The organism is Pseudomonas sp. SWRI179 (assembly GCF_014268705.1).
Taxonomy (GTDB): domain Bacteria; phylum Pseudomonadota; class Gammaproteobacteria; order Pseudomonadales; family Pseudomonadaceae; genus Aquipseudomonas; species Aquipseudomonas zanjanensis.
This window is the reverse complement of record NZ_JABWRA010000016.1, coordinates 1-26,160: the sequence shown is the minus strand read 5'-3', so window position 1 is coordinate 26,160 and position 26,160 is coordinate 1. Positions and strand designations below refer to the sequence as shown.

At 61.5% G+C, this 26,160-nt stretch carries 22 protein-coding genes and 1 pseudogene; 13 read left to right on the top strand and 10 right to left on the bottom strand.

What is annotated here, in order from left to right; translation table 11 throughout:
- Positions 1 to 25: 25 nt before the first annotated feature.
- Positions 26 to 928 (bottom strand): DMT family transporter, encoded by a 903-nt coding sequence (locus HU767_RS11345; RefSeq protein WP_186705081.1) that lies wholly within the window; start codon positions 926 to 928, stop codon positions 26 to 28.
- Between the two features lie 136 nt (positions 929 to 1,064).
- Here HU767_RS11345 and HU767_RS11340 point away from each other — a divergent pair, with 136 nt between their 5' ends.
- The 4 genes from HU767_RS11340 (at position 1,065) to fecA (ending at position 5,965) form a co-directional block, all read left to right on the top strand.
- A complete protein-coding gene (locus tag HU767_RS11340; RefSeq protein WP_186705080.1) occupies positions 1,065 to 1,940 on the top strand; it encodes an AraC family transcriptional regulator in 876 nt (291 codons plus the stop codon).
- Between the two features lie 129 nt (positions 1,941 to 2,069).
- Positions 2,070 to 2,558, top strand: coding sequence for a sigma-70 family RNA polymerase sigma factor (locus HU767_RS11335; RefSeq protein WP_186729558.1), 489 nt, complete (start codon positions 2,070 to 2,072; stop codon positions 2,556 to 2,558).
- Positions 2,555 to 3,514, top strand: coding sequence for a FecR domain-containing protein (locus HU767_RS11330; RefSeq protein ID WP_186729557.1), 960 nt, complete (start codon positions 2,555 to 2,557; stop codon positions 3,512 to 3,514). Before HU767_RS11335 ends, HU767_RS11330 begins: the two co-directional genes overlap by 4 nt.
- A gap of 111 nt (positions 3,515 to 3,625) precedes the next feature.
- Positions 3,626 to 5,965, top strand: coding sequence for a TonB-dependent Fe(3+) dicitrate receptor FecA (gene fecA, locus HU767_RS11325; RefSeq protein WP_186729556.1), 2,340 nt, complete (start codon positions 3,626 to 3,628; stop codon positions 5,963 to 5,965).
- 85 nt (positions 5,966 to 6,050) lie between these two features.
- On the opposite strand, the gene HU767_RS11320 is transcribed toward fecA, so the two are convergent.
- Positions 6,051 to 6,461, bottom strand: coding sequence for an HPF/RaiA family ribosome-associated protein (locus HU767_RS11320; protein ID WP_053125063.1), 411 nt, complete (start codon positions 6,459 to 6,461; stop codon positions 6,051 to 6,053).
- A 497-nt stretch (positions 6,462 to 6,958) separates the two neighbouring features.
- Here HU767_RS11320 and HU767_RS11315 point away from each other — a divergent pair, with 497 nt between their 5' ends.
- Positions 6,959 to 7,276 (top strand): DUF3509 domain-containing protein, encoded by a 318-nt coding sequence (locus HU767_RS11315; RefSeq protein ID WP_186705076.1) that lies wholly within the window; start codon positions 6,959 to 6,961, stop codon positions 7,274 to 7,276.
- Here the strand turns inward: HU767_RS11315 and HU767_RS11310 are convergent.
- Entirely contained in the window at positions 7,273 to 7,773 is a 501-nt protein-coding gene (locus HU767_RS11310) for a phosphate-starvation-inducible PsiE family protein (RefSeq protein ID WP_053125067.1), read from the bottom strand. The two genes, HU767_RS11315 and HU767_RS11310, sit on opposite strands and share 4 nt — an antisense overlap.
- A gap of 336 nt (positions 7,774 to 8,109) precedes the next feature.
- On the opposite strand from HU767_RS11310, the gene HU767_RS11305 reads away from it, so the two are divergent.
- A complete protein-coding gene (locus HU767_RS11305) occupies positions 8,110 to 8,370 on the top strand; it encodes a YebG family protein (protein WP_186729555.1) in 261 nt (86 codons plus the stop codon).
- A gap of 64 nt (positions 8,371 to 8,434) precedes the next feature.
- Here HU767_RS11305 and HU767_RS11300 read toward each other — a convergent pair whose 3' ends face one another.
- Positions 8,435 to 9,826: a PLP-dependent aminotransferase family protein gene (locus HU767_RS11300; protein WP_186729554.1), complete on the bottom strand. Its 1,392-nt coding sequence runs from the start codon at positions 9,824 to 9,826 to the stop codon at positions 8,435 to 8,437.
- A 341-nt stretch (positions 9,827 to 10,167) separates the two neighbouring features.
- Here HU767_RS11300 and HU767_RS11295 point away from each other — a divergent pair, with 341 nt between their 5' ends.
- From HU767_RS11295 to glyA, 5 genes and pseudogenes are all read left to right on the top strand, one after another.
- Positions 10,168 to 11,373, top strand: a complete 1,206-nt coding sequence (locus HU767_RS11295; RefSeq protein WP_186729553.1) for a benzoate/H(+) symporter BenE family transporter — start codon at positions 10,168 to 10,170, stop codon at positions 11,371 to 11,373.
- Positions 11,370 to 12,541 (top strand): annotated as a pseudogene (locus HU767_RS29185) (FAD-dependent oxidoreductase). Before HU767_RS11295 ends, HU767_RS29185 begins: the two are co-directional and overlap by 4 nt.
- A 27-nt stretch (positions 12,542 to 12,568) precedes the next feature.
- A complete protein-coding gene (locus HU767_RS11285) occupies positions 12,569 to 13,000 on the top strand; it encodes a Rid family detoxifying hydrolase (protein ID WP_186729552.1) in 432 nt (143 codons plus the stop codon).
- 94 nt (positions 13,001 to 13,094) lie between these two features.
- Entirely contained in the window at positions 13,095 to 14,348 is a 1,254-nt protein-coding gene (thrC, locus tag HU767_RS11280) for a threonine synthase (protein WP_186729551.1), read from the top strand.
- 11 nt (positions 14,349 to 14,359) lie between these two features.
- On the top strand, positions 14,360 to 15,598 hold the full coding sequence (gene glyA, locus HU767_RS11275) for a serine hydroxymethyltransferase (protein WP_186729550.1): 1,239 nt from the start codon (positions 14,360 to 14,362) through the stop codon (positions 15,596 to 15,598).
- Between the two features lie 210 nt (positions 15,599 to 15,808).
- Here the strand turns inward: glyA and HU767_RS11270 are convergent, their stop codons facing one another.
- Entirely contained in the window at positions 15,809 to 16,828 is a 1,020-nt protein-coding gene (locus tag HU767_RS11270) for a Glu/Leu/Phe/Val dehydrogenase (protein WP_186705070.1), read from the bottom strand.
- A 187-nt stretch (positions 16,829 to 17,015) separates the two neighbouring features.
- On the opposite strand from HU767_RS11270, the gene HU767_RS11265 reads away from it, so the two are divergent.
- Positions 17,016 to 17,819, top strand: a complete 804-nt coding sequence (locus tag HU767_RS11265) for a transglutaminase family protein (protein WP_186729549.1) — start codon at positions 17,016 to 17,018, stop codon at positions 17,817 to 17,819.
- Positions 17,820 to 17,959: 140 nt separating this feature from the next.
- Here HU767_RS11265 and maiA read toward each other — a convergent pair whose 3' ends face one another.
- The 3 genes from maiA to hmgA are packed head-to-tail and all read right to left on the bottom strand — an operon-like array spanning position 17,960 to position 21,212.
- Positions 17,960 to 18,598, bottom strand: a complete 639-nt coding sequence (gene maiA / locus HU767_RS11260; protein WP_186729548.1) for a maleylacetoacetate isomerase — start codon at positions 18,596 to 18,598, stop codon at positions 17,960 to 17,962.
- A gap of 8 nt (positions 18,599 to 18,606) precedes the next feature.
- Positions 18,607 to 19,905 carry a fumarylacetoacetase gene (gene fahA / locus HU767_RS11255; protein WP_186729547.1) on the bottom strand — a complete coding sequence of 433 codons (1,299 nt, stop codon included), beginning with the start codon at positions 19,903 to 19,905 and terminating at the stop codon, positions 18,607 to 18,609.
- A 2-nt stretch (positions 19,906 to 19,907) separates the two neighbouring features.
- Positions 19,908 to 21,212 carry a homogentisate 1,2-dioxygenase gene (gene hmgA / locus HU767_RS11250; protein WP_186705066.1) on the bottom strand — a complete coding sequence of 435 codons (1,305 nt, stop codon included), beginning with the start codon at positions 21,210 to 21,212 and terminating at the stop codon, positions 19,908 to 19,910.
- 357 nt (positions 21,213 to 21,569) lie between these two features.
- Between hmgA and HU767_RS11245 the strand changes: the two genes are divergently transcribed.
- The gene (locus HU767_RS11245) at positions 21,570 to 22,391 is read left to right on the top strand and encodes an IclR family transcriptional regulator (RefSeq protein ID WP_186705065.1); all 822 of its coding nucleotides are present in this window, start codon (positions 21,570 to 21,572) and stop codon (positions 22,389 to 22,391) included.
- Here the strand turns inward: HU767_RS11245 and HU767_RS11240 are convergent.
- Together HU767_RS11240 and HU767_RS11235 are read right to left on the bottom strand one after the other, a co-directional pair.
- The gene (locus HU767_RS11240; RefSeq protein WP_186705064.1) at positions 22,356 to 23,057 is read right to left on the bottom strand and encodes a hypothetical protein; all 702 of its coding nucleotides are present in this window, start codon (positions 23,055 to 23,057) and stop codon (positions 22,356 to 22,358) included. The genes HU767_RS11245 and HU767_RS11240 overlap by 36 nt on opposite strands.
- A gap of 204 nt (positions 23,058 to 23,261) precedes the next feature.
- Positions 23,262 to 25,811: a LuxR C-terminal-related transcriptional regulator gene (locus HU767_RS11235; RefSeq protein ID WP_186705063.1), complete on the bottom strand. Its 2,550-nt coding sequence runs from the start codon at positions 25,809 to 25,811 to the stop codon at positions 23,262 to 23,264.
- Between the last annotated feature and the right edge of the window lie 349 nt (positions 25,812 to 26,160).

Here is a 26,160-nt window from a genome sequence, read left to right as displayed (position 1 = left end):
AGGATCTATCGCCAGAGGCAATCGCTCAGCGAGCACCCAGCGCGACTTTCACGGCTACTGGCCGGGGCTTGCGAAACACCAGCACGTTCCCCAGCATCACCAGCACCAACCCCACCAATGCCGGCGCCGTCCACTGGTAGCCCTCGACAAACGCCGAGACGTTCAACGCCACCACCGGGAACAGCACGGTGCAATACGCCGCCCGCTCCGGCCCCATGCGCCCCACTAGCGTCAAGTAGGCGGTAAAGCCGATGACCGAACCCGGGATCACCAGATACAGCAGCGAGCCGACGTAACGTGCATTCCATTCCATATCGAACGGAATGCCTTGGAACAGACACCACACCGACAACATCGCCGCCCCGTAAGCCATGCCCCAGGCGTTGGTCGTCAACGGCTTGAGGCCAGCCTTCTGTTGCAGGCTCGAAAGCATGTTGCCCGCTGAAAAACACAACGTCCCCAGCAGCGCCAGCGCCAAGCCGAGCACCGTTTGCGGGCTCGCGCTGTGACCGGCCAGCTCCGGCCAGAACAACAACGCCAGCCCGAACAGCCCCAAGGCGCCGCCCAGCAATACGTTACGGGCAATCCGTTGACCGAAGAAAACCCGGGCATTGAGGGCGTTCCAGAGCGTGGCGGTGGAAAACACCACGGCGACCAAACCACTGGGGATCCACTGGCTGGCGGTCAGGAAGCACATGAAATTGATGCAGAACAGGCACAGGCCCTGGGCAACGCAAATCAAGTGGCCGCGCCGGTTCATCACCTGCAAGCGCCGGCTGAGCAAGAGCATGGCAAACAGGATCAATGCGGCGAGGCCAAAGCGATAAACGATCGACACCGGGATGGCGACGACACCCAACTGCAGTTTCAGGGCAATCCAGGTGGTGCCCCAGATGAGCACGGTGAGCAGGTACAACGAGAGGTTCATGACGGTGACTCCTGGCAATGACCCCCAGTGTCACGCCGATGCTTGCCCGTCGCTTGCGTAATCTTGCGGTTTTTATGAGCGATGGGCTGGCAGGGAACAGTCTACGGAGTAGGATGCAAACGTTGGAGAACCGATCATGTCCACACTGCAGACCCTACAAGTCTTCCAAGCCCTCAACAGCTCGCCCAACGCTCGCCTGGAGCACAGTGCCGAGCTCGGAGACGGCATGGCGGCCGCTTTGTGGACCAATCACCACGACGCCCGGGACTACGAGGCGCCGACGCACCATACGCTGTCGTGCTACATCGCGGGGGGCACCGGCACGTTTCGTCGTGAACGGCCCGATACCACAGGCGCACCGGACAAACTTTGCATCTTGCCGGCCGGGCATGAGTCCGCCTGGGTCATCAATGGCGACATCCGCCTCGCCCACCTATATTTCAGCGCGGAGCAATTCGCCCTTGGCTGCATCACCCTGCTGGACCGCGAACCCCGGCAAGTGCAACTGCACGAGGAAACGTTCCTCGACGACCCGCAACAGGCCCAGCGCTTTCGCCAGTTGATCGCACTGAACTGGGACGAACCCGGCGAACGCCTGCTGACGACCAGCCTGGCCCATGACCTGCTCAACCACCTGTTGCTCAGCCAGGTCGGCCAGCGCCAGGGGCTTCGCCTCAAGGGCGGCCTGGCGGCTCACCAGCGACGGTTGCTGGTGGATTACGTCGACAGCCATCTGGCCGAGGCCATCAGCCTCGGGCAATTGGCGGCGCTGTGTGCGTTGTCCGAATATCACTTTGCGCGGATGTTCCGCGAAAGTTTCGGGCTGCCACCCCATCAATATGTACTGGCCCGGCGGCTGGCCCGCGCGCGGCAATTGTTGCGCAGCACGTCCCAGCCGTTGGGCGACGTGGCGCTGGCCTGCGGGTTTGCCAGCGCCAGTCATTTCACCCACCGTTTTCGCCAGGCCTTGGGCGCAAGCCCCGGAGAGTATCGACAGGCATTCTTGCGCTAAGCACCCGCGTGCCCCGGCCAAATGAAACAACCAGGCACTCGTCCCGATTGCCGTAGCCACCATTGCGCCCCTACAATGCGAACAATTCTTGTTCTCTAGCACAGCTAAGCGCTGTCGGGATGTTCCTCGTTGCCGCCTGCACACACCGTCGAAGTGCTCTACAACGCCCATCACCGTTGGCTCAACGGCTGGTTGCGAAGAAAACTCGGCTGCCCCGACAGTGCCGCCGACCTGGCCCAGGACACGTTCATGCGCGTCCTGACTGCGCGCGATCCGCAGCCGGTCCTGGAACCCCGTGCGTTTCTCACCACCATTGCCAAGCGCGTCTTGTTCAACCATTACCGCCGTCAAGACCTGGAGCGCGCCTACCTCGATGCCCTTGCCCAATTGCCGGAGCTCGTGACGCCATCGGAGGAAGACCGGGCAATCATCCTGCAAACCCTGATGGAACTGGACCAACTGCTCGATGGGTTGCCGCGCGCGGTCAAGCAGGCGTTTCTGCTGGCTCAGGTCGATGGCCTGACCTACAACGAAATCGCCCGTGAATTGGGGATTTCCCTGGCGACGGTCAAGCGTCACCTGAACAAGGCAGCGATGCGCTGCTACTTTGCCTTATGACCCCACCGATCAACGGCGCACCGGGCGTCAGCGCGCAAGTCGCCGAGCAGGCCGTGCACTGGCTGCTGGAAATGCAGCAAGGCCCACTCGATACCCGCCAGCAGCAAGCCTGGGAACACTGGCTCGATGCCCACGGCGAACATCGCCGTGCCTGGGAGCATATCCAGCGGGTCAATCAGCGACTGCGCAGCGTGTCGCCTCCGCTGGCCCATGCGGCCCTCAATGCACCGAAGTCCGCGGCGCGGCGTCGAGCTCTGAAGATGTTGCTGGTGCTTGGCGCCGGCTCGGCGTTGACCTGGGGCCTGCGTGAGCGCCAACTGCTGCCGCCATTGATGGCCGATTTTCGCAGCCCGGTGGGCGAGCGGCGACGCCTGACGCTGGATGACGGCAGTCAGTTGCAGCTCAACACTGGCAGCGCGGTAGACGTTCGCTTCGACGCTCAACGCCGCTTGATCCGCCTGCTGGAAGGGGAACTGTTGCTGACCGTCGCCCGGGACCCGAGGCCCCTGCAAGTCGTGACGGCCTACGGCCTGCTGGAAAGCCGCGACGCCCGGTTCAACGTCCGCGAATATCCGGAACACACCCAGGTGACGGCGTTTGAAGGCCAGGTGGACATTCATAGCCGAGACGGTCCGGCCTTGTCACTGGCGACAGCACGACAACTGAGCCTTGGCGTCAACGGTGCCGGGCCCTCCACGGCGCTGGACGCCAACAGCGGCGCTTGGACGGAAGGCATGCTGATAGCCGCGCATATGCGCCTCGTGGACTTCCTCGACGAACTCGGCCGTTACCGACGCGGCCAACTGCACTGCGACGAGGCAGTCGCCAACCTTCTGATCTCCGGAACCTATCCGCTGGACAACAGCGAACGAATCCTCGACCTGCTGGAGGTCAGCCTGCCGGTAAAAGTGCGTCGTTTCACCCGCTATTGGGTCACGGTCGAGGCTCGCGCGTGAACCAATGGCCGCCCCTCCTGAAAAAAAGTGGTGCGCCAGTGAGCCGTTTTTCCCGTCTCGGGTGACAGAGAAGGAAAGCACTTCGATACAACCTTCTCGGGATCCTCATCCATGCCGCAGCAACCCACCCGCCTCACCCCGCTCGCCCGCACCCTGCGCCACCTGCTCCTGGGGGCCAGCTTGAGTTTCGTTACTCTGCCTTGCGTGCAGGCTGCCGAGGCCAAGGCCTATCACATCGCGCCGTCATCATTGGAAAATGCCCTCAATCAGTTCGGGCGCGAGGCCGGGGTGTTGATTTCCTTTGGCTCGCAGACAACCGCAGGCCTGCAGAGTCGTGGCCTGGAAGGCAGCTACAGCCCGGAACAAGGGCTGAACGCGCTGCTCGAAGGCACCGGCCTGCAAGCCCGGCCGGAGGGAAACAACGCCTTCAGCCTGCAACCGGCCACCAGCACTGCGCTGGACATCGGCACCACCACCGTGGTCGGTGACTGGCTCGGCGATGCCGCGCAAGCCAACGTTTTCGAACACCCTGGTGCCAGGGATGTCATCCGTCGTGAGGAATTCGAACGCCAGGGCGCGACCCAGGCCCGGGACGTACTCAATCGCATCCCCGGCGTCAACGCACCGGAAAACAACGGCACCGGCAGCCATGACATGGCGCTGAACTTTGGTATTCGCGGGCTCAATCCGCGCCTGGCCTCACGTTCTACGGTGTTGATGGACGGCATCCCGGTGCCGTTCGCACCTTACGGCCAACCGCAGCTCTCGTTCGCGCCGGTCAGCATGGGCAACATGGACGCGGTGGACGTCGTGCGTGGCGGCGGCGCAGTGCGCTACGGCCCGCAGAACGTCGGCGGCGTGGTCAACTTCGTGACGCGAGCGATTCCCGATGCCCCCACGGTGAAGGGCGGCTTCCAGACCGAGACGAGCCCGTCCTCCAGTCACGACGGCTTCAAGACCTCCTCCAATCTGCTGGCTGGCGGCACCGCCGACAACGGCCTGGGCGGCGCCCTGCTGTATTCCGGCACCCGTGGCGGCGACTGGCGCGAGCACAGCGACACACAAATCGACGATCTGATCCTCAAGGGCAACTACCAGCTGGACGACGCCAACAGCTTCAATGCCATGGCCCAGTATTACGAAGGCGAAGCCGACATGCCCGGCGGCCTGAATGTGGCCGACTACGACGCCGACCCGTACCAGTCCACCCGGCCGAACGACCGTTTCTGGGGTCGTCGCACCCTGGTCAACGTCGGCTACCGCTACCAACAGGACCGCCGGGAATTCACCGCCAGCACGTTCTTCACCAAGACCTTGCGCAGCGGCTACCTGGACCAGGGCAGCTTCCTGTCCCTGTCGCCTCGCGAATATTGGGTGCGCGGCCTGGAAACCCGTTTCGCCCAAGGTTTCGACCTCGGCCCGACCAGCCATGAGGTCGGCGTCGGCTACCGCTACATCAACGAGGCCGGCCATGAACTGCGTTATCGCACGCCCATCGCCAGCAACGAATTGCCAACCACCTCCAGCCGCAACGACCGGGATACGCGTGGCGGCACCGAGGCCAACGCGTTTTTCATCGATGACCGGATCGACATCGGCAAATGGACCATCACGCCTGGCGTTCGCTACGAAATGATCGAATCTCAGCAGACCAACAACCTGACGAATGTGAAATACAAGGGTGACTACAACACGGCCTTGCCGGCACTGAACGTGCTCTATCATCTGACCGATGAGTGGAATCTGTATGCCAATACCGAAGGTTCGTTCGGCAGCGTGCAGTACAGCCAGATGCCCAACCGTGTCAGCAGCGGCGAAGTAAAACCGGAAAAAGCCCGCACCTGGGAACTGGGCACCCGCTATGACAATGGCAACCTGCGGGCAGAGATCGGCGCGTTCCTGATCAACTTCGACAACCAGTATGAAAGCAACCAGACCAACGACTCGGTGATCGCCCGAGGCGAGACCCGCCACCAGGGCATCGAAACCAGCATCAACTACGCCCTCGACGACCTGAGCCCGGCGCTGGCCGGTTTTGATGTATATGCCACGTATGCCTTTGTCGATGCCTCCATTCGTGAGGACGGACCAAACAAAGGCAACCGCGTGCCCTTCTCTTCGAAGCACAAAGGTACGCTAGGCGTGGGTTATACGGACGGGCCTTGGAAGTTGAACCTGGACAGCACCTACCAGAGCGCGCAGTTTGCCGATAACGCCAATACCCGTAATGAAAGCGCCGACGGCAGTACCGGCAATATCCCCGGCTACATGCTGTTCAGCAGCCGCGCCGCCTATGATTTCGGCCCGCAACTGTCGGACCTGAACGTGGCGGTAGGCGTGAAGAACATCTTCAATACCCAGTACTTCACCCGTTCGTTCGATGACAACAACCGGGGCAAGTACGTGGGAGAGCCGCGCACGCTGTATGTGCAGACGTCCGTGGCGTTCTGACTCGGGGTCGCGGTGGATAGCTGAAGCGAAACGGGCCTGCGATTGCAGGCCCTTTTGTTCGGTGAGTATTTTTAAGTGATCGTGCTTAGCCGTTGAGTGCGGCCCGCTCGTTCTCCAGGAATTCTTCTTCCAGCATGGCATCAGCCAGGGCAATCGAGTCGGTCGGGCCTTTGGTGGCGGCGCGCTTGCCGCGCAGTTTGCCGAACAAATGCTCCAGTGCACTTTCAAGTTTGGTGGCTGCACCTTCGATCGCCAGTTCCAGCGAATCGGCCTTGTGGGTCACGGAAATCGGCTGATGGCCCTTTGGCCGTGCTTCAAGCTGGCAACGCAGGTCATGAGGGCCGGGCTTGTCGCCGTTCTCATCGCGCAAATGAACCTCGACCCGTGTCAGGTCTTCTTCGTAACGTTCGAGCGTGCTTTCGATGGTAGTACGTACCCACTCCTCCAGTCGGATGCTGCTTTGAATATGGTTATCGCTGTTGACTTGGATTTGCATAGTTCATCCCTTATTTCAGCTAGCTCGCCGGGGGCCGTCGACGTTAGCGCAGCGGCCCCTTGAATACAGAGTCGGGCTGGCGGAAGAACAATTCAAGCCCTAAAAAAAGATAAATATTCATATGCAAATAAAGCCGGACAACGGGCAAAAGCGCTGTTAATGTCGGGAGTTGCCCCGCCCTGCCTACCCGCTGCAAATCACCTCCACGCCTGCACCGTCAACGAACATCCGCACGTTATTGCCCCGAAACGGGCAGCCGCATTCCAGAGCGTTTGGCGCTTGGGCACCGGGATCATTGTCCGACGTTTTTTCCGGCATGCCCCTTGCTAACTCCCTTTAGGAGCTGCCGCAGGCTGCGATCTTTGATTTTGAAGCCTGCCTGGCCCCAGGAACCTTCAGATGAACACGATCATGGAATGGCCGATGGTCCGGTGTTGCGAACTAATCCCGATCACGGCCGGTCAACAACTGCACGTTCAATCAGGCGGTGACGCATCATGGACAACCCTTTTCAGCTCATTACCGACGCTTTTGCGCCGCATTATCAAATCAACCTGAGTATCCAGGGACTGGATGGCAGCATCATGCTGACCCTGTCCAAGAGCGGGCGCATCGTCGCCAAACGCATGATCAGCGCCCAGCAGCGCAACGACCCGGAGCGGCTCAAACGCCTGGTGCAAAGCATTCAGTTCGGCATCGCCATTGAGCAGGGCCACAGCGCCGTGGCCATCCTCGAAGCCATGACCGGCGGTGACAACATCAAGCTGCCACCGCCGCATGCACAGGGGCCGGCGCCCTCGGCCGCCGGGATCTAGATTTCGCCTTTCTCCACTTCGGCATGCTCGCTGGAACCCGCGCCAACCTTGCGGTGCGGGTGCTCGATCTTCACCGAGGGGAACTGCGACGAAGCGTAGCGCACCACCAGGATCGAAAACGCCAGCAGCAAGATACCACCGCACAAGTAGATGATCCCCAGGTCGGGCGGGCTGTGGTGGGAAACGTTGGAAATCAGCAGCCGCGTCAGCGCGGTAATCGCCACGTAGATCAGGAATCGCACCGGCATGTGGTTGGTCTTGAAGTAGATCCCGACCATCGCCCCCAATTCCAGGTAGATGAACAGCAGCAGGATGTCATCGATCTTGATGTGCCCCGCCTCGAGCATCTGCAAGAACTCCATCACCGCCGCCCACGCGGTCACCGCACCGATGGCGAACAGCGCCAGGTAGTGGAAGGTCTCGACGAAGAGGTTTCCCAGGGACTCGGCCAGCTGATGGACGTTCTGGCGCAGGTTCTCGGCCCAGTTGATTTTCACGATGTAGTTTCCTTAGGTCGGTTCGACCGGATGATGCGGGTTGGACGTGACGGTTGTTCTGCATGCAGAAAAAAGGCCAGCGAGTGAGGGTGAGATGGCGATAGGCTGGTATGCGGCACTTTGGAAGCTTCATGCGGCCTGATCGCGAGCAAGCTTTGCTCCCACAAGGCTTGCTCCTACCCAAGCTTTGTCCACATCATCTTGGCGCTCACATGTCGAAATCGGTCTACATTAAAAAGCCACTATCCAAAGCAAGAGGATTCGCTTATTCTTTTGCCTGTATATAAATACAGTAGTCGCAAAGACAAACCAATGTGAAGGCATGTGAGGTGGTGAATGGCCGTCGAAGTGGTATACCGCAGCAGCCGAGATCTGGAGCGCTTGTTCATGGATAAAGCCGAAGCTGACCGTCATGACAAAATGCTGGAACTCGCCGAATTGCTGGCCGAAGTGTTGCAAAAAGCCGTTCCATCGCTAAGCGAGCAGCAGGTCGAGGAAGCCGGGATCTACATGGCGAAAAATCGCGATGTGTTCGCCAAGGCATTCAAGAGCCAGCCGGACGCCTTGTCCGAACTGCTCAACCCGTCGGAAGAATAACCAAAAGATCGCAGCCCTCGGCTGCGCCTACACCGCGTAGGCGCTGCCGAAGGCTGCGATCTTTTTAGTAATAACGACGCGGATCCGAATCGATCAGGCTGGCCAACTTGGTCAGGGCGAAGCGCAGTTCGTCCTGGCTGGTGGGCGACATCAGCACCAGCCGCACGCACCGGGTGGTGCCTGAACGCTCAGCCTGGAACTGGGTGCCACTGAGCACCAATACGCCGTTGGCCCGGGCGAGCATGGTGAACTCGTCGCTCGTCCACGGCTCGGGCAGCGTCAACCAGACGTGATAGGAATACGGCTGGGTCTTGAGCTCGAAATTGGCGAAGATTTCCCGAGCGATCGCTTGCCGCCCCGCCGCCTCGTTGCGCTGGATGCGGATCAATTTCTTGTCCAGGCCTTCGGTAATCACGTTGCTGGCCAGTTGCGCAGTCAACGGCGACGGCATCCACACACTGCTGCGCACCATCGACGTCAGGCGCGAGAGCAATTTCGGCGGACTGTAGATGTAACCAATGCGCAGCGCCGGCATGACCGATTTCGACAGGCTGGTCAGGTAAACCGAGCGATCCGGCGCAAAGGCCGACAAGGGTTTGATCGACGGATCGGTGGCCAGGAAGCCGTAGATGTCATCGTCCAGGATGATGAAGTCGAATTCCTCGGCCAGCGCGGCAATCTGGGCCCGACGTTTCTGCGACATGATCGCCGCCGTCGGGTTCTGGCAGGTCGCCACGCAGACCAGCATCGCCGGCTTCTCCCGCAGGCACAGTTCGCGCAAGGCTTCGGGAATGATGCCTTCGTCATCCATCGGCACGCCACGCAGGCGACGCTCAAGACCGTGGGCCAGGGAAATGATGCCCGGGTAGCACAGCGTCTCGCAGAGCACCAGGTCGCCAGCGTTGGTCAGGGCGCTCATCGCGACCATCAAGCCATGCTGGGCCCCGGCGGTAATCACCACTTGCTGCCATTGCGCGTCGGGCAATGAATGACGCAACCATTGCGCCCCCGCCTCGCGATGGGCCGGGTGGCCGCCGTCCGGCGCGTAATCGAGCGCGCGGGCGAAATCGGTGCTTTTGGCCATGCCCACCAGCGCGCCGCGCAACCAGTACTCCAGCGTCTCGCTATAGGGCTTGATGATCGAAAGGTCGAGCAGTTCGGACTGCCCCAGGTTCAGCGGCGCGGACGCGCTGTTACTGGCCGGCAGCTCCAGCTGCTTCTGGTTGAGCACATAAGTGCCACGTCCCACTTCCCCCTGCACCAGCCGACGCCGATGGGCTTCGCTGTACGCCCGACTGATGGTACCTGGCGTGACATTCAAGGTGGTGGCCAGCTCTCGCAAGGTCGGCAGGCGATCACCCTCGTTCAGTACGCCGTTGTTGATATCGCGCGCCAACGCATCGGCAATCGACAGATACATCGGCTGGCTGAACTCGCTTAGCTGGGGAACCCACATGAATGATCACTGCCCATCGTAGAAATGATGAATATCCGAGCATATCACATGGAGGTTAGGCAACTAATAATTCGACGCATTCGATCCATTGAGTCGATTGATGCGATTATTGAATTGTTTATCAGCGTGGATTAAAGAAATTTTACAACAAATAATATCCATATAAATCAATATATTATCTGCAATAAATTGCAGAATAGCGCCGTGATATCAGAAAAATATCTCGTAACAATCACACCCCCTATTGAATCAACTCAATCCATTCAAATACACTGATTACGAATCGAAGCAATCGACTCAATCCCCCACTGCGCGCTCCTGCCGCGCCAAGTCGAGACATCATGGACACATTCAGAAAGGATCTATCCCTGTCAGCGGTCATCGCGGGCTTCATCGCCGTGATCATTTCCTACGCCGGCCCGCTCATCATCGTGTTCCAGGCAGCCAAGGAAGCGCACCTGCCCAACGACGTGGTGTCTTCGTGGATCTGGGCCATTTCCATCGGCAGCGGGATTACCGGCCTCCTCTTGAGCTGGCGCCTGCGTGTCCCGGTCATCACCGCATGGTCCACACCGGGGGCGGCGCTGCTGGTGTCAATGCTGCCCACCGTGACCCTGCCCCAGGCCATCGGTGCCTATGTGGTGGCGTCGGTGATCATCGCCGTGGTCGGTTTGTCCGGGGCGTTCGACAAGTTGATGAGTCGCCTGCCCAAGGCCATTGCCGCCGCCATGCTCGCCGGCATTCTGTTCCGCTTCGGCGCCGAGCTGTTCACGTCGATCAAGCTGCAGCCGGCGATGGTGCTGGCAATGATCGCGGCGTACCTGGTCTTCAAGCGATTCTCGCCACGCTACGCCATCCTGTCGGTGCTGATCATCGGCTGCGCGGTGGCCGCCTCGTTCGGTGAACTCAACAGCACCTCGATCACCATCGCCGTGGCTCATCCGGTCTTCATCGCACCGGAATGGAGCTGGCACGCAATCATCAACATCGGCCTGCCATTGGCGCTGGTGACCTTGACCGGCCAGTACGTACCCGGCATGGCCGTATTGCGCACCTCGGGCTACAACACGCCGGCGCGCTCGATCATTTCGGTCACCGCGATTGGCTCGGCCCTGATGGCCCCGTTCGGGTCCCACGGTCTTAACCTGGCGGCCATTACCGCCGCGATCTGCACCGGCCGCGAAGCCCACGAGGACCGCGACAAACGCTACATCGCCGGGATTGCCTGCGGGGTGTTCTACATCCTGATGGGCACTTTCGGCGCGACCCTGGCCTCGGTGTTTTCCGCCCTGCCGAAAGAATTGATCGCCTCCCTCGCCGGCCTCGCCCTGTTTGGCGCGATCAGTGCCGGGCTGACCGGCGCCATGGCGGATGAGAAGCAACGGGAAGCCGCGCTGATCACCTTTCTGGTCACCGCTTCGGGCATGAGTTTCCTCGGCTTGGCCGCCGCGTTCTGGGGGCTGATCTTTGGTCTCGTGGCGCATTTCGTGCTGACCTACACCCGGGAAAGCAAAGCCGCCGTTATCGCCGAGGGCAGCCGACCATGACTGCTCGTTACGACTTCATCGTGGTCGGTGGCGGCATCGCCGGCGTCTCAGTCGCTTATGAACTGGCGGCCCATGGCAGCGTCTGCCTGCTCGAACAGGAACAACAACTGGCCTACCACACCACGGGGCGTTCGGCCGCGATCTCGATGGAAAGCTACGGCAACCAGCAGATCCGTTCGCTGACCTGCGCGTCCCGGCGCTTTTTCGAGAATCCGCCCGAAGGTCTGGCCGAGCATCCACTCTGGGCGCCACGGGGCGCGTTGATCGTGGCCCAGGCGGCGCGGGTGGAAAAACTCAAAGCGCGTTTCAGCGCCGTATTGGGCCAAGTGCCTACGGCCGAGTTGCTCGACGACAAGCAAGTACAGGAACTGGTCCCCTACCTCGCCGAAGGCACCTGGAGTGCCGGGATCTACGAGCCCAGCGCCTTCGACCTGGATGTGCACGGCATTCACGGTGCCTACCTCAGCGGGTTGCGTGCCCGCGGTGGCGTGGTCAAGCGCGAGACCGAAGTGCTGCGTGGCGAATATCCGACGGGCATTGGCGCTTGCACATCCGGGACGGCCAGCAGCTGCAAAGCGCCATCGTGGTCAACGCCGCCGGTGCCTGGGCCGATGAGTTCGCCGAGCGCTGCGGCGTGCCCAAGGTCGGTGTCCGACCATTGCGGCGCACCGTGCTAGCGGTCGATCCACAGTGCGACGTGCACCACACGCCGTACCTGGGCACGGTGGACGAGGACATTTTCATCAAGCCTGAAGCCGGGCGACTGATCGTCTCGCCCTGCGATGAAAACCCATCGTTGCCCTGCGACGCGCTGCCGGAAGAGCTCGACCTGGCCATCACCATGGATCGCCTGCAAAACACCACGCGCCTGCGCCCCCGCTCGATCATCAACAAATGGGCGGGCCTGCGCACCTTCGTCGCCGACCGCTCGCCGGTGCTCGGCCAAGACCCACGGCAAGAAAGTTTTATCTGGCTCGCCGCCCTCGGTGGCTACGGCATCCAGGCCGCGCCCGCCATTGCCCGCCTATGCAGTCATGCGGCGCTGGGCATCGCCCTGCCGGCCGACCTGGCGGCGCTGCAACTCAACTACCAGCATTTTTCCCCGGCCCGTTGTCGCGACGAGGAATTTTCCAGCCTGGCCGTCAAGCAGGTTGCCGATTTGCACTAACCCATCCACTTAACAAGGAACGTCACTATGCAAACCACCGCTCACATCCAGTCCGCCGCCAAACCTTTCCTGGGCGAAGAGAACGTCATTTTCACCGACAAGGCGCCGCTACCGCTGGGCTCCTATTCCCAGGGCATCAAGGTCAGCCACGGGCAGACCATCTACCTGTCGGCGCAGACCCCGGTCTCGGCGCTGAACAACGAAGTGCTGGCCAAGGATTTCGAAGGCCAACTGCGCCAGACCCTCGACAACCTGGTGCAAATGGCCGAAGCGGCAGGCGGCACCCTGGCGAACGTGGTCAAGGTCACGGCGTTCATTACCGACCTGAGTGAGTTCCCGACCCTCAACCGCGTGATGGAAGAATATTTCACCAAGCCGTACCCGGCCCGCACCACCGCCGGCGCCAGTGCGCTGGCCCGCAATACCCTGGTCGCCATCGACGCCATCATGGTGATCTGAAACACCTGCTGCCAGCGGAGTGCCCGTCGGTCCGGTGCGCCGGACCGACGTTGGCAAGGAAAGCACCAGCACAGCGTACTTTCAGAGGGTGACCATGAAAAATTCGTACAGAGCGTATGTATTGCAGTGCCTGGCTTGCGATCGAAGCTACCAGCCCCATGAGGTCAGCTACTACTGTCCTCATTGCCAAATCGATGGTGCCCTGGATGCGCTTTACGACTACCCCACACTCAAGCGCGAATGGTCCCGGGACAGCCTGGCCCATGACCACGCCCGTGGCATGTGGCGCTATGACCGCTTGATGCCGTTGAGCTCGACGCAGTTCATTCCACCGTTACTGGTGGGCAATACGCCGCTGTACTCGCGCCCGGAATTGCTCGGCAAGGGTGCCCGGATCAAAGTCTACGTAAAAGACGAATCGCGGCAACCGACCGGGTCATTGAAGGATCGCGCCAGCGCGCTGGCGGTGGCCCACGCCATGCAATCCGGTGCGCGCACCGTGGCGGTGGCCAGCACCGGCAATGCGGCTTCGGCATTGGCCGGGATGAGCGCCAGCCTGGGCTTGCACAACGTCATCTACCTGCCCAAGAGCGCGCCCCGGGAAAAGCTCGCGCAGATGCAGGGCTATGGCGCCGAGATCGTGCTGGTCGACGGGCAATACGACGAAGCCTTCGAACAATGCCTCGACGCCTGCGAAAAACACGGCTGGTACAACCGCACCACCGGGATCAACTCGTACATGAGCGAAGGCAAGAAAACCGTCGCCTTCGAGATGTGCGAACAGCTCAACTGGCAGGTGCCGGACCTGGTATTCGTGCCCGTCGGCAATGGCTGCATCCTGGGTTCGGTCTACAAAGGCTTTTTCGACCTGCTGCAACTGGGCTGGATCGAACGCATTCCGCGCCTGATCGGCGTGCAGGCCGAGCACAGCAACTTCATGTATCGCGCCTGGCGCTACGACCGCTCGATGCAACAAACCGAACGCCTGCCGCCCACCAGCCTGGCCAGCAGCATCAACGTGGCGCTGCCGCGTGATCGCCTCAAGGCCATGCGCGCGGTAACGGCCAGTGGCGGCGAGTTCATCTGCGTCAGCGACCCAAGCATTGTCGCCGCCGCCTCTCGATTGGCCGCCAGCACCGGCGTGTTTCCGGAAGCCGGCGCCGCCAGTGCCTTCGCCGGCCTGCTCAAGTACGCAGAAACACACCCCGACACCCCGCAAACCGCCGTGATCCTGATCACCGGCAGCGGTTTGAAAGACACCTCCATTTTTCTGTCCGATTCGTCCAAAAGCCAGCCGCGGGTGTTGCCGCACACCATGACTGCGCCGCTGGCCGAAGCGTTTATCTAAGGAATCACACCATGAGTCTGCAAAATTTCGATCCCGCCGTTGCCCGCCTGATCGACCGCGAGCGCAACCGCCAGGAAACCCACCTGGAACTGATCGCTTCGGAAAACTACGTCAGCGAAGAAGTGCTCCAGGCCCAGGGTTCCGTGCTCACCAACAAGTACGCCGAAGGCTATCCGGGCAAGCGTTACTACGGTGGCTGCAAGGTCGTCGATGAAATCGAGAACCTGGCCATCGAGCGTGCGCGCAAATTGTTCAACTGCGAATACGTCAACGTGCAGCCGCATTCCGGCTCCCAGGCCAACCAAGCGGTTTTCCTGGCGGTGCTGGAACCCGGCGACACGATCCTGGGCATGTCACTGGCCCACGGCGGCCACCTGACCCACGGCGCCTCGGTGAATTTTTCCGGCAAAATCTACCGGGCCTTTTCCTATGGCCTGGACACGGAAACCGAAACCCTCGACTACGAAGAAATGGAAGCCCTGGCCCGGGAGCACCGGCCGAAGATGATCATTGCCGGAGCCTCGGCCTATTCGCGGACCATTGATTTCCAGCGCTTTCGCAAGGTCTGCGATGAAATCGGCGCCTACCTGATGGTGGACATGGCGCACTACGCCGGGTTGATCGCCGCCGGCGTGTACCCCTCGCCGGTGGGCATCGCCGACTTCATCACTTCGACTACCCACAAGACGTTGCGCGGCCCCCGCGGCGGCCTGATCCTGGCCAAGGCGCAATACGCCGCCCTGCTCGACAAGACGATTTTCCCGGTGTACCAGGGCGGCCCGCTGATGCACGTCATCGCCGCCAAGGCCGTGGCTTTCAACGAAGCCCTGGGCGACGGGTTCAAGCATTACCAGCAGCGGGTGGTCGACAACGCCCGGGTCATGGCCGACGTCCTGACCCGGCGTGGCTTGCGGGTGGTGTCCGGCGGTACCGACTGCCACATGTTCCTGCTCGACCTGCGCTCGATGAACATCACCGGCAAAGACGCCGAGGCGCTGCTGGAAAGCGCCCATATCACCCTGAACAAAAACGCGATCCCCAATGACCCGCAGAAACCGGCGATCACCAGCGGCATTCGCATCGGCACCCCTGCCCTGACCACACGCGGTTTTGGTGAAGCGGAATGTGCCGAAGTGGCGAACCTGATAGCCGACCTGCTGGAACAGCCGAACAACGCCGCACGCCTGGATAACACCCGGCGCCGAGTGATGCATTTGTGTGAATGCTTTCCGGTTTACCTGCTGAGGTAATTGCGGAAAAACTGTGGCAAGGAAATTTATCTGTGGGAGCAAAGCTTGCTCGCGATGAAGATGACTCGGTTAGCCTGAACAGTCGCGGCGCCTGCATCGCGAGAAAGCTTTGCTCCCACAGATAGGTTGCTTCACTGCTTCACTGCTTCACTGCTTCACTGCTTCACTGCTTCACTGCTTCACTGCTACCAATGATTTCCTTTTTGATTTTCAGCGGTACAACAGGCGCTCCGCCAGTTCATCGGCCACCCGGGCCGGTGAGCGCTTTTCCGCCTGGGCATGCGCAAAGACTTCCGTAAGCCTTGCACCGATTTTCGACAGGTGCGCGGTGATCGTCGGCAGCTCTTCACCACGATGCTTGAGGGCGACGTAGATCAGCCCGCCGGAGTTGATCACATAGTCCGGCGCATAGAGAATCCCGCGTCTTTCCAACTGATCGGCCACCTGCAGGTTGCTCAACTGATTGTGGGCTGAGCCGGCAACGGCCGAGCAGCGCAGTTGCGCCACGCTTTGGCTGTTGAGGACCCCGCCCAGGCCGCAAGGGGCGAGGATGTCGCAGGGTGTGCTGAGCAGCGCGTCGTTGGCGATCGGATGGGCGCCCAGTTGCTCCATGGCCAGTTGCACCTTGCCAGGGTCGATGTCGCTGACCAGCAATTCGGCCCCCGCCGCATGCAGCTGTTCGGCCAGGGCATAACCGACATTGCCCAGGCCCTGGATCGCCACCCGCAGGCTTTCGAGGTTATCGCTGCCCAGGCGAGCCATGGCGGTGGCACGGATGCCGGCAAAGACACCCATCGCCGCGTGGGGCGCAGGGTCTCCCGCGGCGGTGGTACTGGTGACATGGCGGGTCTGCTGGGCGATGCAATCCATGTCGGCCACCGACGTGCCGCTGTCGATGGCGGTGATATAGCGCCCGTCTAATTGCTCGATGCAACGACCAAAGGCTTCGAACAGCGCCGCCCGACTCTCCACATGGGCCGGACGCATGATCACCGCCACCCCGCCGCCCACGGGCAAACCAGCCAGAGCCGCCTTGTAGCTCATGCCTTGGGCCAGGCGCACGGCGTCTGCCACGGCACTTTCGTCGTCGGGGTAGGCAAGATAACGACAGCCTCCCAGGGCAGGCCCGGGGCGGCTGCAATGAATGGCAATCACCGCCTTCAACCCGGTCGTCGGGTCTACGCTTAAGTGCAGCGATTCAAGGCGGGAGCTTTGCATGAGAGCAAACATCGTAAGGCTCCCGAATCACTTTTGTTTGTTTCGCCAGTATAGGCGTGCAGTCGAAAATTGCTGGAGCACGCCGGAATAAGTCGCCTGGGTGGTCAGTCTTTTTCGGCATAACCTGTCACAGCATCTTTTGGAGACTGGACGAAAATCCATGGCAGGGCTAAAACGGGAGCATAGCCCGGAGAGTTCGATGAAACCGCGCCAAGCCTTTTTTGATTGCCTGCACCGCTCGCCGCCGGCGTTGTTCGAAGCAGCGTTGTGGATCGCTGCCGAACATGATCGCGACGTCAACGTTCCGGTCTTGCTGAGGGAATTCAAGGAACTGCAACAGCGGGTCAGCCATGACCTGCCGATGCTGCCTGTCAGCGAGCTGGGCCAGCCTCTGCTACGACGGCTCAACGACCTGGGTTTCGCCCAGGACGACTTCACACCGCTGCGGCCGCGAGCGGCGCTGTTGGATAAAGTCCTGGCGCGCAAACGCGGGCAGCCCCTGGCCCTCGGGCTGATTGCCCTGGAGTTGGCCCGCGGCCTGGAAATTCCGATGGTCGGTGTCAATTTCCCCGGGCATTTCCTGTTGAAGGTACCTGGGGCCGACCACCTGCTCGACCCATGCGGTGGCCGCCGGTTGTACCCCAACGACTGCCGGGAACTGCTGCAACGCCAATACGGCGCGAATATGTCGCTCAAGGCCGAGCACTTGGTCAACGCCGAGCCGATGCAGATGCTGCAGCGCCTGTCGCGCAACCTGCGCCAACTGCATCTGGCGAACGACGACTACATCGCGGCCCTGATCGACGCCGAACGGGTGCTGGAACTGGGCAACGCCAGCGCCGCCGACTACCTGGCCCGCGCCAGCCTGTACCAGCGGCTCGATTGCCCCAACGCCGAACGCTTCGACCTGGAGCATGCGCTGATGCTCAGTGACGATCCGATCCAGCGAATCCGGCTGACGGAGCGGCTGGGGCATCTGCCGCCGAATTCGGTGGTGCATTGAGTTGTCGTGAGACTGCACCTCTTTGTCGACCGTTGAATCGTCTTCGCGAGCAAGCCCGCTCCCACATTTGATCGGCGTACACCCGGATCAATGTGGGAGCGAGCTTGCTCGCGATAGCGGCAGACCAGCCAACATCAATATCAAGTGGGTGTATCCGGCTGATTCGCCGGGTGCGCCTGCTGGAACGCCGGATGCCCAGCCGCCAACGCCGCCACGCGCCGGATCCGCGGATACCCTTGCAAGGAAACAGTGAACCGCTCGGCGGCGTACAGCTGCGGGATCAGGAACACATCCGCCAACCCCGGCAGCGCGCCGAAGCAATAGCCGTCGTCGCCAATCAACTGCTCCACCGCCGCCAATCCCCGGCTGATCCAATGCCCGATCCACTCCGTCACCTGCGTTTCATCGTGGCCCCGCTGCCGCAGCTGGTTGAGCACGCTGACGTTGTGCAAGGGATGAATGTCGCAACCGATCAGCGCGGCGACGCCACGCTCGTGGGCACGCACAATCAGGTCGGCGCTGAGCAGCGGCACCTGGGGATAACGCTCCTCCAGGTATTCGATGATGGCGGGTGATTGCACCAGCAACGCGCCCTCATCGGTACGCAGCGTCGGCACCCGCCCCTGGGGGTTGATCGCCAGATAGGCTGGCTGGCGATGCTCGCCCCCCGGCGCAGCGATCAGGTTGACGGGCAAGGCCTGGTAATCCAGGCCTTTGAGGGCCAACGCAATGCGCACCCTGTAGGACGAGGTGGAGCGGTAGTAGGTATAGAGTTCCATGGCTACCCTCAACGCGCCGGCAGGATCTTGCCCCGGCATTCGCCGAAGCCGATGGAGGCGAAACCTTCGCGGCGGCAACGGGCGCGCAAGATGATTTCGTCACCGTCCTCGAGGAATCGGCGCACTTCGCCAGACGCCAGTTCGATTGGTTTTTTCCCGCCTTCGGTGATTTCCAGCAGGCTGCCGAATTGATGGTTTTCAGGCCCAGACAAGGTGCCCGAGCCAAACAGGTCGCCGGCCTGCAACTGGCAGCCGTTGACGCTGTGATGCGCGATCATCTGCGCCACGGTCCAGTACATGTATCGGGTGTTGCTCAACGTCAGGCGCTGAGCCGGCAGGTTCTGCTCGACCATAGCCTCGGTCAGCAACAGAACTTCCAATTCGATGTCGAGGGCGCCGCCGGCCTGGTCACGGGTGTCCAGCAGATAAGGCAGCGGTTGCGGATCGCCTTCCGGGCGCGCCGGCTGTGGGCGGCGGAACGGCTCCAAGGCTTCAGCCGTCACCACCCACGGCGAAATGCTGGTCAGGAAACTCTTCGACAGGAACGGCCCCAGGGGCTGGTATTCCCACGCCTGGATGTCCCGGGCCGACCAGTCGTTGAGCAGGCAGAACCCGCCAATGTGCTCGGCGGCATCGCCAATGGGGATCGGTTCGCCCAGGGCATTGCCCTTGCCGATCCAGATGCCCAGCTCCAGCTCATAGTCCAAGCGCGCGCACGGGCCGAAGGTCGGTTCGGCCTGGCCGGCCGGCAAGGTCTGGCCCTTGGGGCGACGCACGTCGGTGCCGGACGGGCGAATGGTCGAGGCACGACCGTGGTAGCCGATAGGCACGTATTTGTAGTTGGGCAATAGCGGGTTATCGGGGCGGAACAGTTTGCCGACATTCTGGGCGTGTTCGATACCGACGTAGAAGTCGGTGTAGTCGTTGATCCTGGCGGGCAGGTGCATCTGGCAGTCGGCGGCGACGAGCAGCAGCTTCGCCGTTTCAACTTTGCCACGCAACGGACTGTCTTCGCGCAACAGTTCCAGCAGTCGTTCACGCAGGGCCACCCGGGCGCTGCGGCCCAGGTCGAAAAATTCATTCAATTGGCCGTCGGCCATGGCTTCGACGGCTTGCCGCGCCGCGCCGTCAAACAGGCCCGCGTGCAGCGCCGCCTGCAGATCGAAAATCCGCTCGCCAATCGCCACGCCGCTGCGCAAGGCACCGCCATCGACGCTGAAAATACCCAATGGCAGGTTCTGCAACGGGAAATCGGCGTGGCCGTTGGCGCTGGCGACCCAGCTACGGGCAGGGGAAAGTTGAGTCATGGTTATCTCCGGGTCGGGTCGAACGTGACAGGCAGCGAGGCCCAACAAGCATCGTAGTCGGTTTGCAGTTGCGGGCAGTCCAGGGCGAAACGACTTGGGCGCAGCACTTGGCTGGTCTCGAACATGAACGCCATGGTGTTGTCGATTTTCGCTGGCCGAAGATCAGCGTTGATCGCCTTGGTACAGGTTTCGCCGTCCGGGCCATGGGCGCTCATGCAACTGTGCAGGGACGCACCGCCCGGCAGGAAACCTTCGGCCTTGGCGTCGTAGGCGCCCTGGATCAGGCCCATGAATTCGTTCATCAGGTTGCGGTGGAACCACGGTGGACGGAAGGTGTTTTCCGCCACCATCCAGCGTGGCGGGAAGATCACGAAATCGAGGTTGGCCAGGCCGTGGACACTCGTGGGCGAGGTCAGCACGGTGAAAATCGACGGGTCAGGGTGATCGAAACTGACCGTGCCAATGGTGTTGAATCGGCGCAGGTCATATTTGTACGGCACGTTGTTGCCGTGCCAGGCCACCACATCGAGGGGCGAGTGATCCAGCTCGCACACCCACAACTCACCGAGGAATTTCTGCACCAAGGTTGTCGGTTGCGCGAGGTTCTCGTAATGGGCGACCGGCGTCAGGAAGTCCCGCGGGTTCGCCAGGCCATTGCTGCCGATGGGCCCAAGGTCCGGCAGACGCAACGGCGCACCATGATTTTCGGCGAGGTAGCCACGGGCCTGGGGGTCGAGCAGTTCAACGCGAAACTTCAGGCCCCGGGGCAGCACGGCGATTTCCAGCGGTGCCAGTTCCAGCACGCCCAGCTCCGTAGCGATCCGCAGCCGCCCCAGTTGCGGCACGATCAGCCACTCACCGTCGGCATTGAAAAACACCCGTTCCATGGAGCGGTTGGCCCGGTAGTGATAAAGGCTGACGCCCGCCGGTTTATCCGCGCCGGCATTGGCCGCCATGCGCACCAGCCCGTCGATGAAGTCGGTGGGCTCGTCGGGAATATCCAGCGGGTTCCAGCGCAGGCGATTGGGGGTGACGTCGCCCAATGGGCCTCCCGCCACTTGCCGTTCGAGCTTGGTGAAGGCCGGATGGTTGGCCGACGGTCGGATGCGATACATCCAGGTGCGCCGCGCCTCGCTGCGGGCCATGGTGAACGCCGTGCCAGAAAACAACTCGGCATAGAGACCGTACGGGGCTTTCTGCGGGGAGTTCTGGCCGACGGGCAAGGCGCCGGGCAAGGCTTCGCTGGCAAATTCGTTGCCCAAGCCTGACTGATAAACCAGATCCGACGCGGTGGAATCGAGGTTCATGGAGCCTCCTGGGGATGCGGCCCGTCACTCAACGGAGGGGTTGAGGCGCACCGGGTTATTTTTATCGTAATTCAATTACGCATAACGTAATTTGCTCAGTAACCACCGTCAAGCTATAAAGACGCCCATTCGCCCCAATGCCGATCAGTTAAGCGAAATAAAACCCGACAGTAACCCTGTGGCGAGGGAGCTTGCTCCCGCTGGGTCGCGAAGCGGCCCTGTTTTTGGGGCTGCTACCCCCGAGGCGTCGGACCGGCCCAGCGGGAGCAAGCGCCCTCGCCACGGTTTATGTGTTTGCCCGTGCTATCCACTTAACTGACAGGCATTAGCCCATTCGCCTCTGGACCCTGCGCCTCCATGGAAATCCCGCTCAGCAACGGTAAACAGAAAGTTCGCTCGGCCGAAGTCGGCACCGACATTCTCAAGGCCCTGGCCGAACTCTCCCCCTCCACGTCGCTGTCGCGCCTGGCCGAACATGTGCAAATGCCGGCGAGCAAGGTCCATCGCTACTTGCAGGCGTTAATCGCCAGCGGGTTTGCCGAGCAGAACGCCGCCACCAACCACTACGGCCTGGGCCGTGAAGCCCTGCGTGTGGGCCTGGCAGCGCTGAATGGCATGGACGTGCTGCAAGTGGCCGCCCTGCCCCTGGCCGAGTTGCGCGACGACTTGAACGAAACCTGCTTCCTCGCCGTGTGGGGCAACCATGGCGCGACCGTGGTGCGCATCGAACCCGCCGTGCGAGCCGTGACCGTGGTGACGCAACTGGGCTCGGTCTTGCCGTTGCTCAGTTCGTCCACCGGGCTGGTGTTCAGTGCTTATCTGCCGGCGCGCGAGACCATCGGCCTGCGCGAGCAGGAAGTGCAAGGCACCGAGCAGCACGCCCTGGCCGACGACCGCGCCTATGCCACCTTGTGCGAGCAGATCCGCAGCCGCGGCCTGCACCATGTGCATGGCTTGCTGATGCCGGGCGTGGACGCCTTGTCCGCCCCGGTCTTCAATGCCGTCGGCGAGGTGAAGGCGGTGATGACCATCGTTGGCCCGACCTCGTTGTTCCACGCCGACGAAAACGGCCCGGCGGCGCAACGATTGTTGGCGGCGACCCGGGCCGTGAGTTGGCGGATGGGGTATGAGGCGGCGCCAGGATCAGTCGAGGAAATCCGGGACAATCCTGATCACTAGATCATTGAGGTGCGTAGTGATCAATTGCGGATGGACATGGCTGTCTTCCCCGCTGAAGCGAACGGTATAGATACCCTGGTGGTTGCCCTCCGAGTGATAAGGAATCACATCATTCTGGAAATGGCCCAGCAGGTACTCGACCAACCCCTCGGAAGACGACACCAGGCGCTGGCCGGTGTCATCCTCAATGAAGTTAGTCACGTATACGCCACCAGCGTTGATACCCGGCGCGTGGACTTTCAATGCGCCATGCACGTCCTCGGCGATCAAGGGCCTGAGGGGACGCAGGGACAGCTCGATTGCCGGCTGTTGAGTCAAACTTGCAACAATGTCTATGACGATTTTTTCAAATGCTATCAAGTCCAATGTCTTGAGCTGGTCTTCAGCGGCAAAGGAATAACGTTTGCTGAATAGATTGCTGGCGCCTTGCGTATAAGTGGGCAGGTGTTGCTTTTCAACGCAGGCCAGGGTTTCGTCGAACAATGTTCGGGAGCTTCCCACTTCAGGACTTGGGAAGTCCTTCAATGTATTCACGTAGGCAGTGAATGGGTTGATGCCCAGTGGCTCCAGGTAATGACCCAACAGCACCTGCACGGCAAAATCCACGCGGGTGTTCTTCAGGGCGATCAGTCTTTCGGAGTGGGAAGAGAACAACGGGGTATTCATATTAGACGTCCTTGTCATTTCATGGCCTCGAACTTCCTGTTCGAGCCGTTATTGATGGTGCGGTTGAATGCAACAGCACGGCATCTCGGTTCAACTGAAGTCGCAACTTATCGCTGAACTTCAGTCACGCCGTTATACACAGGCTAATAGCCGACTGTAAAAAAGTAAGTGTAAGCGTGCGTGAAGTTTCAAGCATTCATCGCCCTAACCCATCACCCCCATGACCTTGGCTTTCGCCACCGCTTGCGTACGCCGTTGTACGCCCAACTTGCTGTGGATTCGTCGCGCATGGGTTTTCACCGTATGCAGTGATATGAACAACTGTTCGGCTATCTGTTGGTTTGAATGACCTTGGGCAATCAGCTCCAGGACCTCCAGTTCGCGATGACTGAGCAAGGTGTCCTCGACGGTGGCAGGCGACTCGACCTGTTCTGCCGATTGGCCCCAGCGCAACAGCTCGGGCTGGCGCAAGCGCAGCTCGCATAAGGCTTGCTGGGCCCGCCAGCAAGTAACTCCCTTGAGACCTTCCTGCAAAAGTGAACGGGCCTGGGCACGATCGCCGGACAACCAGACGACCTCTGTCAGCACCAGGTGCAGTTCGGTTTCCAGGCTGTGCATTTCACCGTGCTGTGCCTGGGCGATCATGGCCTGCAGGCGCACCTGTGGTTCCTGCGCCCGTTGCAAGTAGACCTCGGCGAGCACCAGCAGGTATTCAAGTCGCGCGATCAACTCCAGGGTCGCGGGTGGCGCGTGCTTGGCCTGCGGTCCACGAAAATGCCGCAAGACGCGGGTCAGCGCTTCATGGGCCAGTTCCGCCCGTCCCTGCTGCAACCAGAACTGGCAGCTGGTTTGCAGCAACACGCCGCGGTAAACGGTGTCGGGGATGTGCCGCTGCTGCATGGTCCGCTCGGCATCACGCAAATGCATGAAGGCCTCGCCATAGTCGCCTTGGTTGGCCGCCAGGCAGGCCTTGCCGAGAAAGCCATAGAGCACCTGTTTGTCCTGGCTGAGCAGGCCCGTTTCCAGGCCGGTTTGAAAGTGCTCGGCGGCCAGTTCCTCAAAGCCCATGCGCAGCGCCAGGCGCCCGCGCCGCAAGGCAATACGCCCCAACAACGGAGAAAAATCCTGGCCCGGTTTATCCAGCAGCGCCTGGACGGCGGCCAGCAAATGATCGGCCCGATGCGGTGCGCCGCGTTGCTCCAGAACCTGGGCGTGATCCAGCTCCAGCAAGCCCTCGAAGACCAGCGAACCCTGTGCACGCGCCAGGCACAACGCCTGGCGGTTGATCCATTGCGCCGAGGCCAGATCGCCAGCCAGCAGCGCCTGCTGCGTCAGCCCACCCAGGCACAGCACCCGTTGGGACCAGGCCTCCGTGTCCAGGCTGGCCTGGGCCTGGAGAAAATGCTCGCGCGCCGGTTCGCCATCGCCCGAGAGGTGCAGCAACCAGCCCTGCAAGACCTGCCACCTGGCCAGCACCTGTCGCTGCCGACAGGCCGAAGGCTGCGGCATAAATCTGGCCAGTTGTTCGATGCACATTGACGCCTGGTCGAAGCGCCCGGCGAACAACAGCGCAGCGGTGACCAGCCCCACCGATTGCGGCGTACCGAGGGTCAGCGCGTCGCCTTGTTGATCGTGCAAGCTCAGCAACAGCACCACGTTGCGGCGCTGCAAGACGTGCTCGAAGCTCAAATGCTGCAAGAAACTGACGGCGGTCTCGAACTCCTCGGCCAACATCGCTTGCTCGAATGCCATTTGCCAGTCCTGCTCGGCCGCAAACCATTGGCAGGCCCGTCGATGCCAGGAGCGGCCCTGGGACCAGGGTTCTTCACGCACCAACCGGGCCAGGGCCGGGAAGATCTGCAACCAATCCGAGGTCTGCTCCCACGGTTCGATGAAACAACCCAGCTCCAGCAACAACGGCAGGCATTGCGCGCCCACCGTGTCGCCGAACAGGTGCTCGCACAGCCGGGCATTGAAGCGCGGCAGATGCGCCAGCACCCGCCAGGCCTCTGCCAGTTCCGGGGTCAGCGTGCTGAACAGCTCGTACTCCAAGTAGTCGACCAAGGTTCGCGGCCGTCCCGGCGCCACATGACTGCGTGCCCATTCGCAGCGCTCAAGCAAGCTGATGCGCACCCCGGCACACCAGCCGCCACTGCGCTGGATCACCTCGCGGGCCGTGCGGGCAGCCTGGGGACCGGGCAGATGACGAAGCAGGGGCTCGACATCGTCAGGGGTGAAAAACAGCGCCTGCGGGTCAAGCTCATGCAGCTCGTCGTCGAGCAGCAGCCGCGGCCAGTTGCAATGGGGACGACGGCGACCGTTGAGCCAAAGGTGCAACGCCGGACTGCTGGTATTCAACAGACGGTCGAGCAACTGGTCCAGTTCGGGATTCGGTACCCGGCAATAGTCGTCCAGGAACAACCAGGTGGGCGTTTGCAAACGGGCCAGATGAGCCAACAGCCCCGCTTCGTCCAGCATCGGCAACCCGAGGGTCTGTGCCAGGCACTCGCACATTTGCACCGTGCTCAACGCCGCGCCCCCCAGGGGCAACCAATGCAGCCGGCAGTCACTGGGAGCCTGCAAAAAACACTCGGCAAACAACGCACTCTTGCCACTGCCCGCCGGCGCGCAGAGCAGCTTTACCCGCGCTTCGGAAATCAGCAGCGGCTCGCTCAGGGACCGCCGCGGCACATGCGTCGAGGACAGGCGAGGCAGCAATCCTGGACGGTCCGGACACGGGGTCATGGCGGTCATGTGGGCGATCCTGTTTATTGTTATCTCACCACCCTAGACCTGTGTCGCCGACCTTTGGAGAAGTATTCAGCGCGCTGATTGGCGCCCATAAAAAAACGACCGGCAGGGGCGCTGCCGGTCGTCATGTCTGGATCAAATCAGACTCGGTTCCGTGGCGAGGGAGCTTGCTCCCGCTAGGCTGCGCAGCAGCCTCAAAAAGGACCACTCGATGCACCTGATACATCGAGCCGCCTGGTTTCCAGGGCCGCTGCGCGCCCCAGCGGGAGCAAGCTCCCTCGCCACGAGCCCTCATCACTCAGGAAAGGACTTACCGAACCCCGGTCGAACGCAACGCCGCCGGCGTGTAGTC

Bases quoted from the DNA above. Each gene is read 5' to 3' on its own strand.
- HU767_RS11270 (WP_186705070.1), bottom strand. From the start codon at position 16,828: ATGTTTGCTCTCATGCAAAGCTCCCGCCTTGAATCGCTGCACTTAAGC.
- HU767_RS11315 (WP_186705076.1), top strand. From the start codon at position 6,959: ATGGACAACCCTTTTCAGCTCATTACCGACGCTTTTGCGCCGCATTAT.
- thrC (WP_186729551.1), top strand. From the start codon at position 13,095: ATGAAAAATTCGTACAGAGCGTATGTATTGCAGTGCCTGGCTTGCGAT.
- HU767_RS11245 (WP_186705065.1), top strand. From the start codon at position 21,570: ATGGAAATCCCGCTCAGCAACGGTAAACAGAAAGTTCGCTCGGCCGAA.
- fahA (WP_186729547.1), bottom strand. From the start codon at position 19,905: ATGACTCAACTTTCCCCTGCCCGTAGCTGGGTCGCCAGCGCCAACGGC.
- HU767_RS11320 (WP_053125063.1), bottom strand. From the start codon at position 6,461: ATGCAAATCCAAGTCAACAGCGATAACCATATTCAAAGCAGCATCCGA.
- HU767_RS11345 (WP_186705081.1), bottom strand. From the start codon at position 928: ATGAACCTCTCGTTGTACCTGCTCACCGTGCTCATCTGGGGCACCACC.
- maiA (WP_186729548.1), bottom strand. From the start codon at position 18,598: ATGGAACTCTATACCTACTACCGCTCCACCTCGTCCTACAGGGTGCGC.
- HU767_RS11305 (WP_186729555.1), top strand. From the start codon at position 8,110: ATGGCCGTCGAAGTGGTATACCGCAGCAGCCGAGATCTGGAGCGCTTG.
- glyA (WP_186729550.1), top strand. From the start codon at position 14,360: ATGAGTCTGCAAAATTTCGATCCCGCCGTTGCCCGCCTGATCGACCGC.
- HU767_RS11285 (WP_186729552.1), top strand. From the start codon at position 12,569: ATGCAAACCACCGCTCACATCCAGTCCGCCGCCAAACCTTTCCTGGGC.
- HU767_RS11300 (WP_186729554.1), bottom strand. From the start codon at position 9,826: ATGTGGGTTCCCCAGCTAAGCGAGTTCAGCCAGCCGATGTATCTGTCG.
- fecA (WP_186729556.1), top strand. From the start codon at position 3,626: ATGCCGCAGCAACCCACCCGCCTCACCCCGCTCGCCCGCACCCTGCGC.
- HU767_RS11235 (WP_186705063.1), bottom strand. From the start codon at position 25,811: ATGACCGCCATGACCCCGTGTCCGGACCGTCCAGGATTGCTGCCTCGC.
- HU767_RS11330 (WP_186729557.1), top strand. From the start codon at position 2,555: ATGACCCCACCGATCAACGGCGCACCGGGCGTCAGCGCGCAAGTCGCC.
- HU767_RS11295 (WP_186729553.1), top strand. From the start codon at position 10,168: ATGGACACATTCAGAAAGGATCTATCCCTGTCAGCGGTCATCGCGGGC.
- HU767_RS11340 (WP_186705080.1), top strand. From the start codon at position 1,065: ATGTCCACACTGCAGACCCTACAAGTCTTCCAAGCCCTCAACAGCTCG.
- HU767_RS11240 (WP_186705064.1), bottom strand. From the start codon at position 23,057: ATGAATACCCCGTTGTTCTCTTCCCACTCCGAAAGACTGATCGCCCTG.
- HU767_RS11265 (WP_186729549.1), top strand. From the start codon at position 17,016: ATGAAACCGCGCCAAGCCTTTTTTGATTGCCTGCACCGCTCGCCGCCG.
- hmgA (WP_186705066.1), bottom strand. From the start codon at position 21,212: ATGAACCTCGATTCCACCGCGTCGGATCTGGTTTATCAGTCAGGCTTG.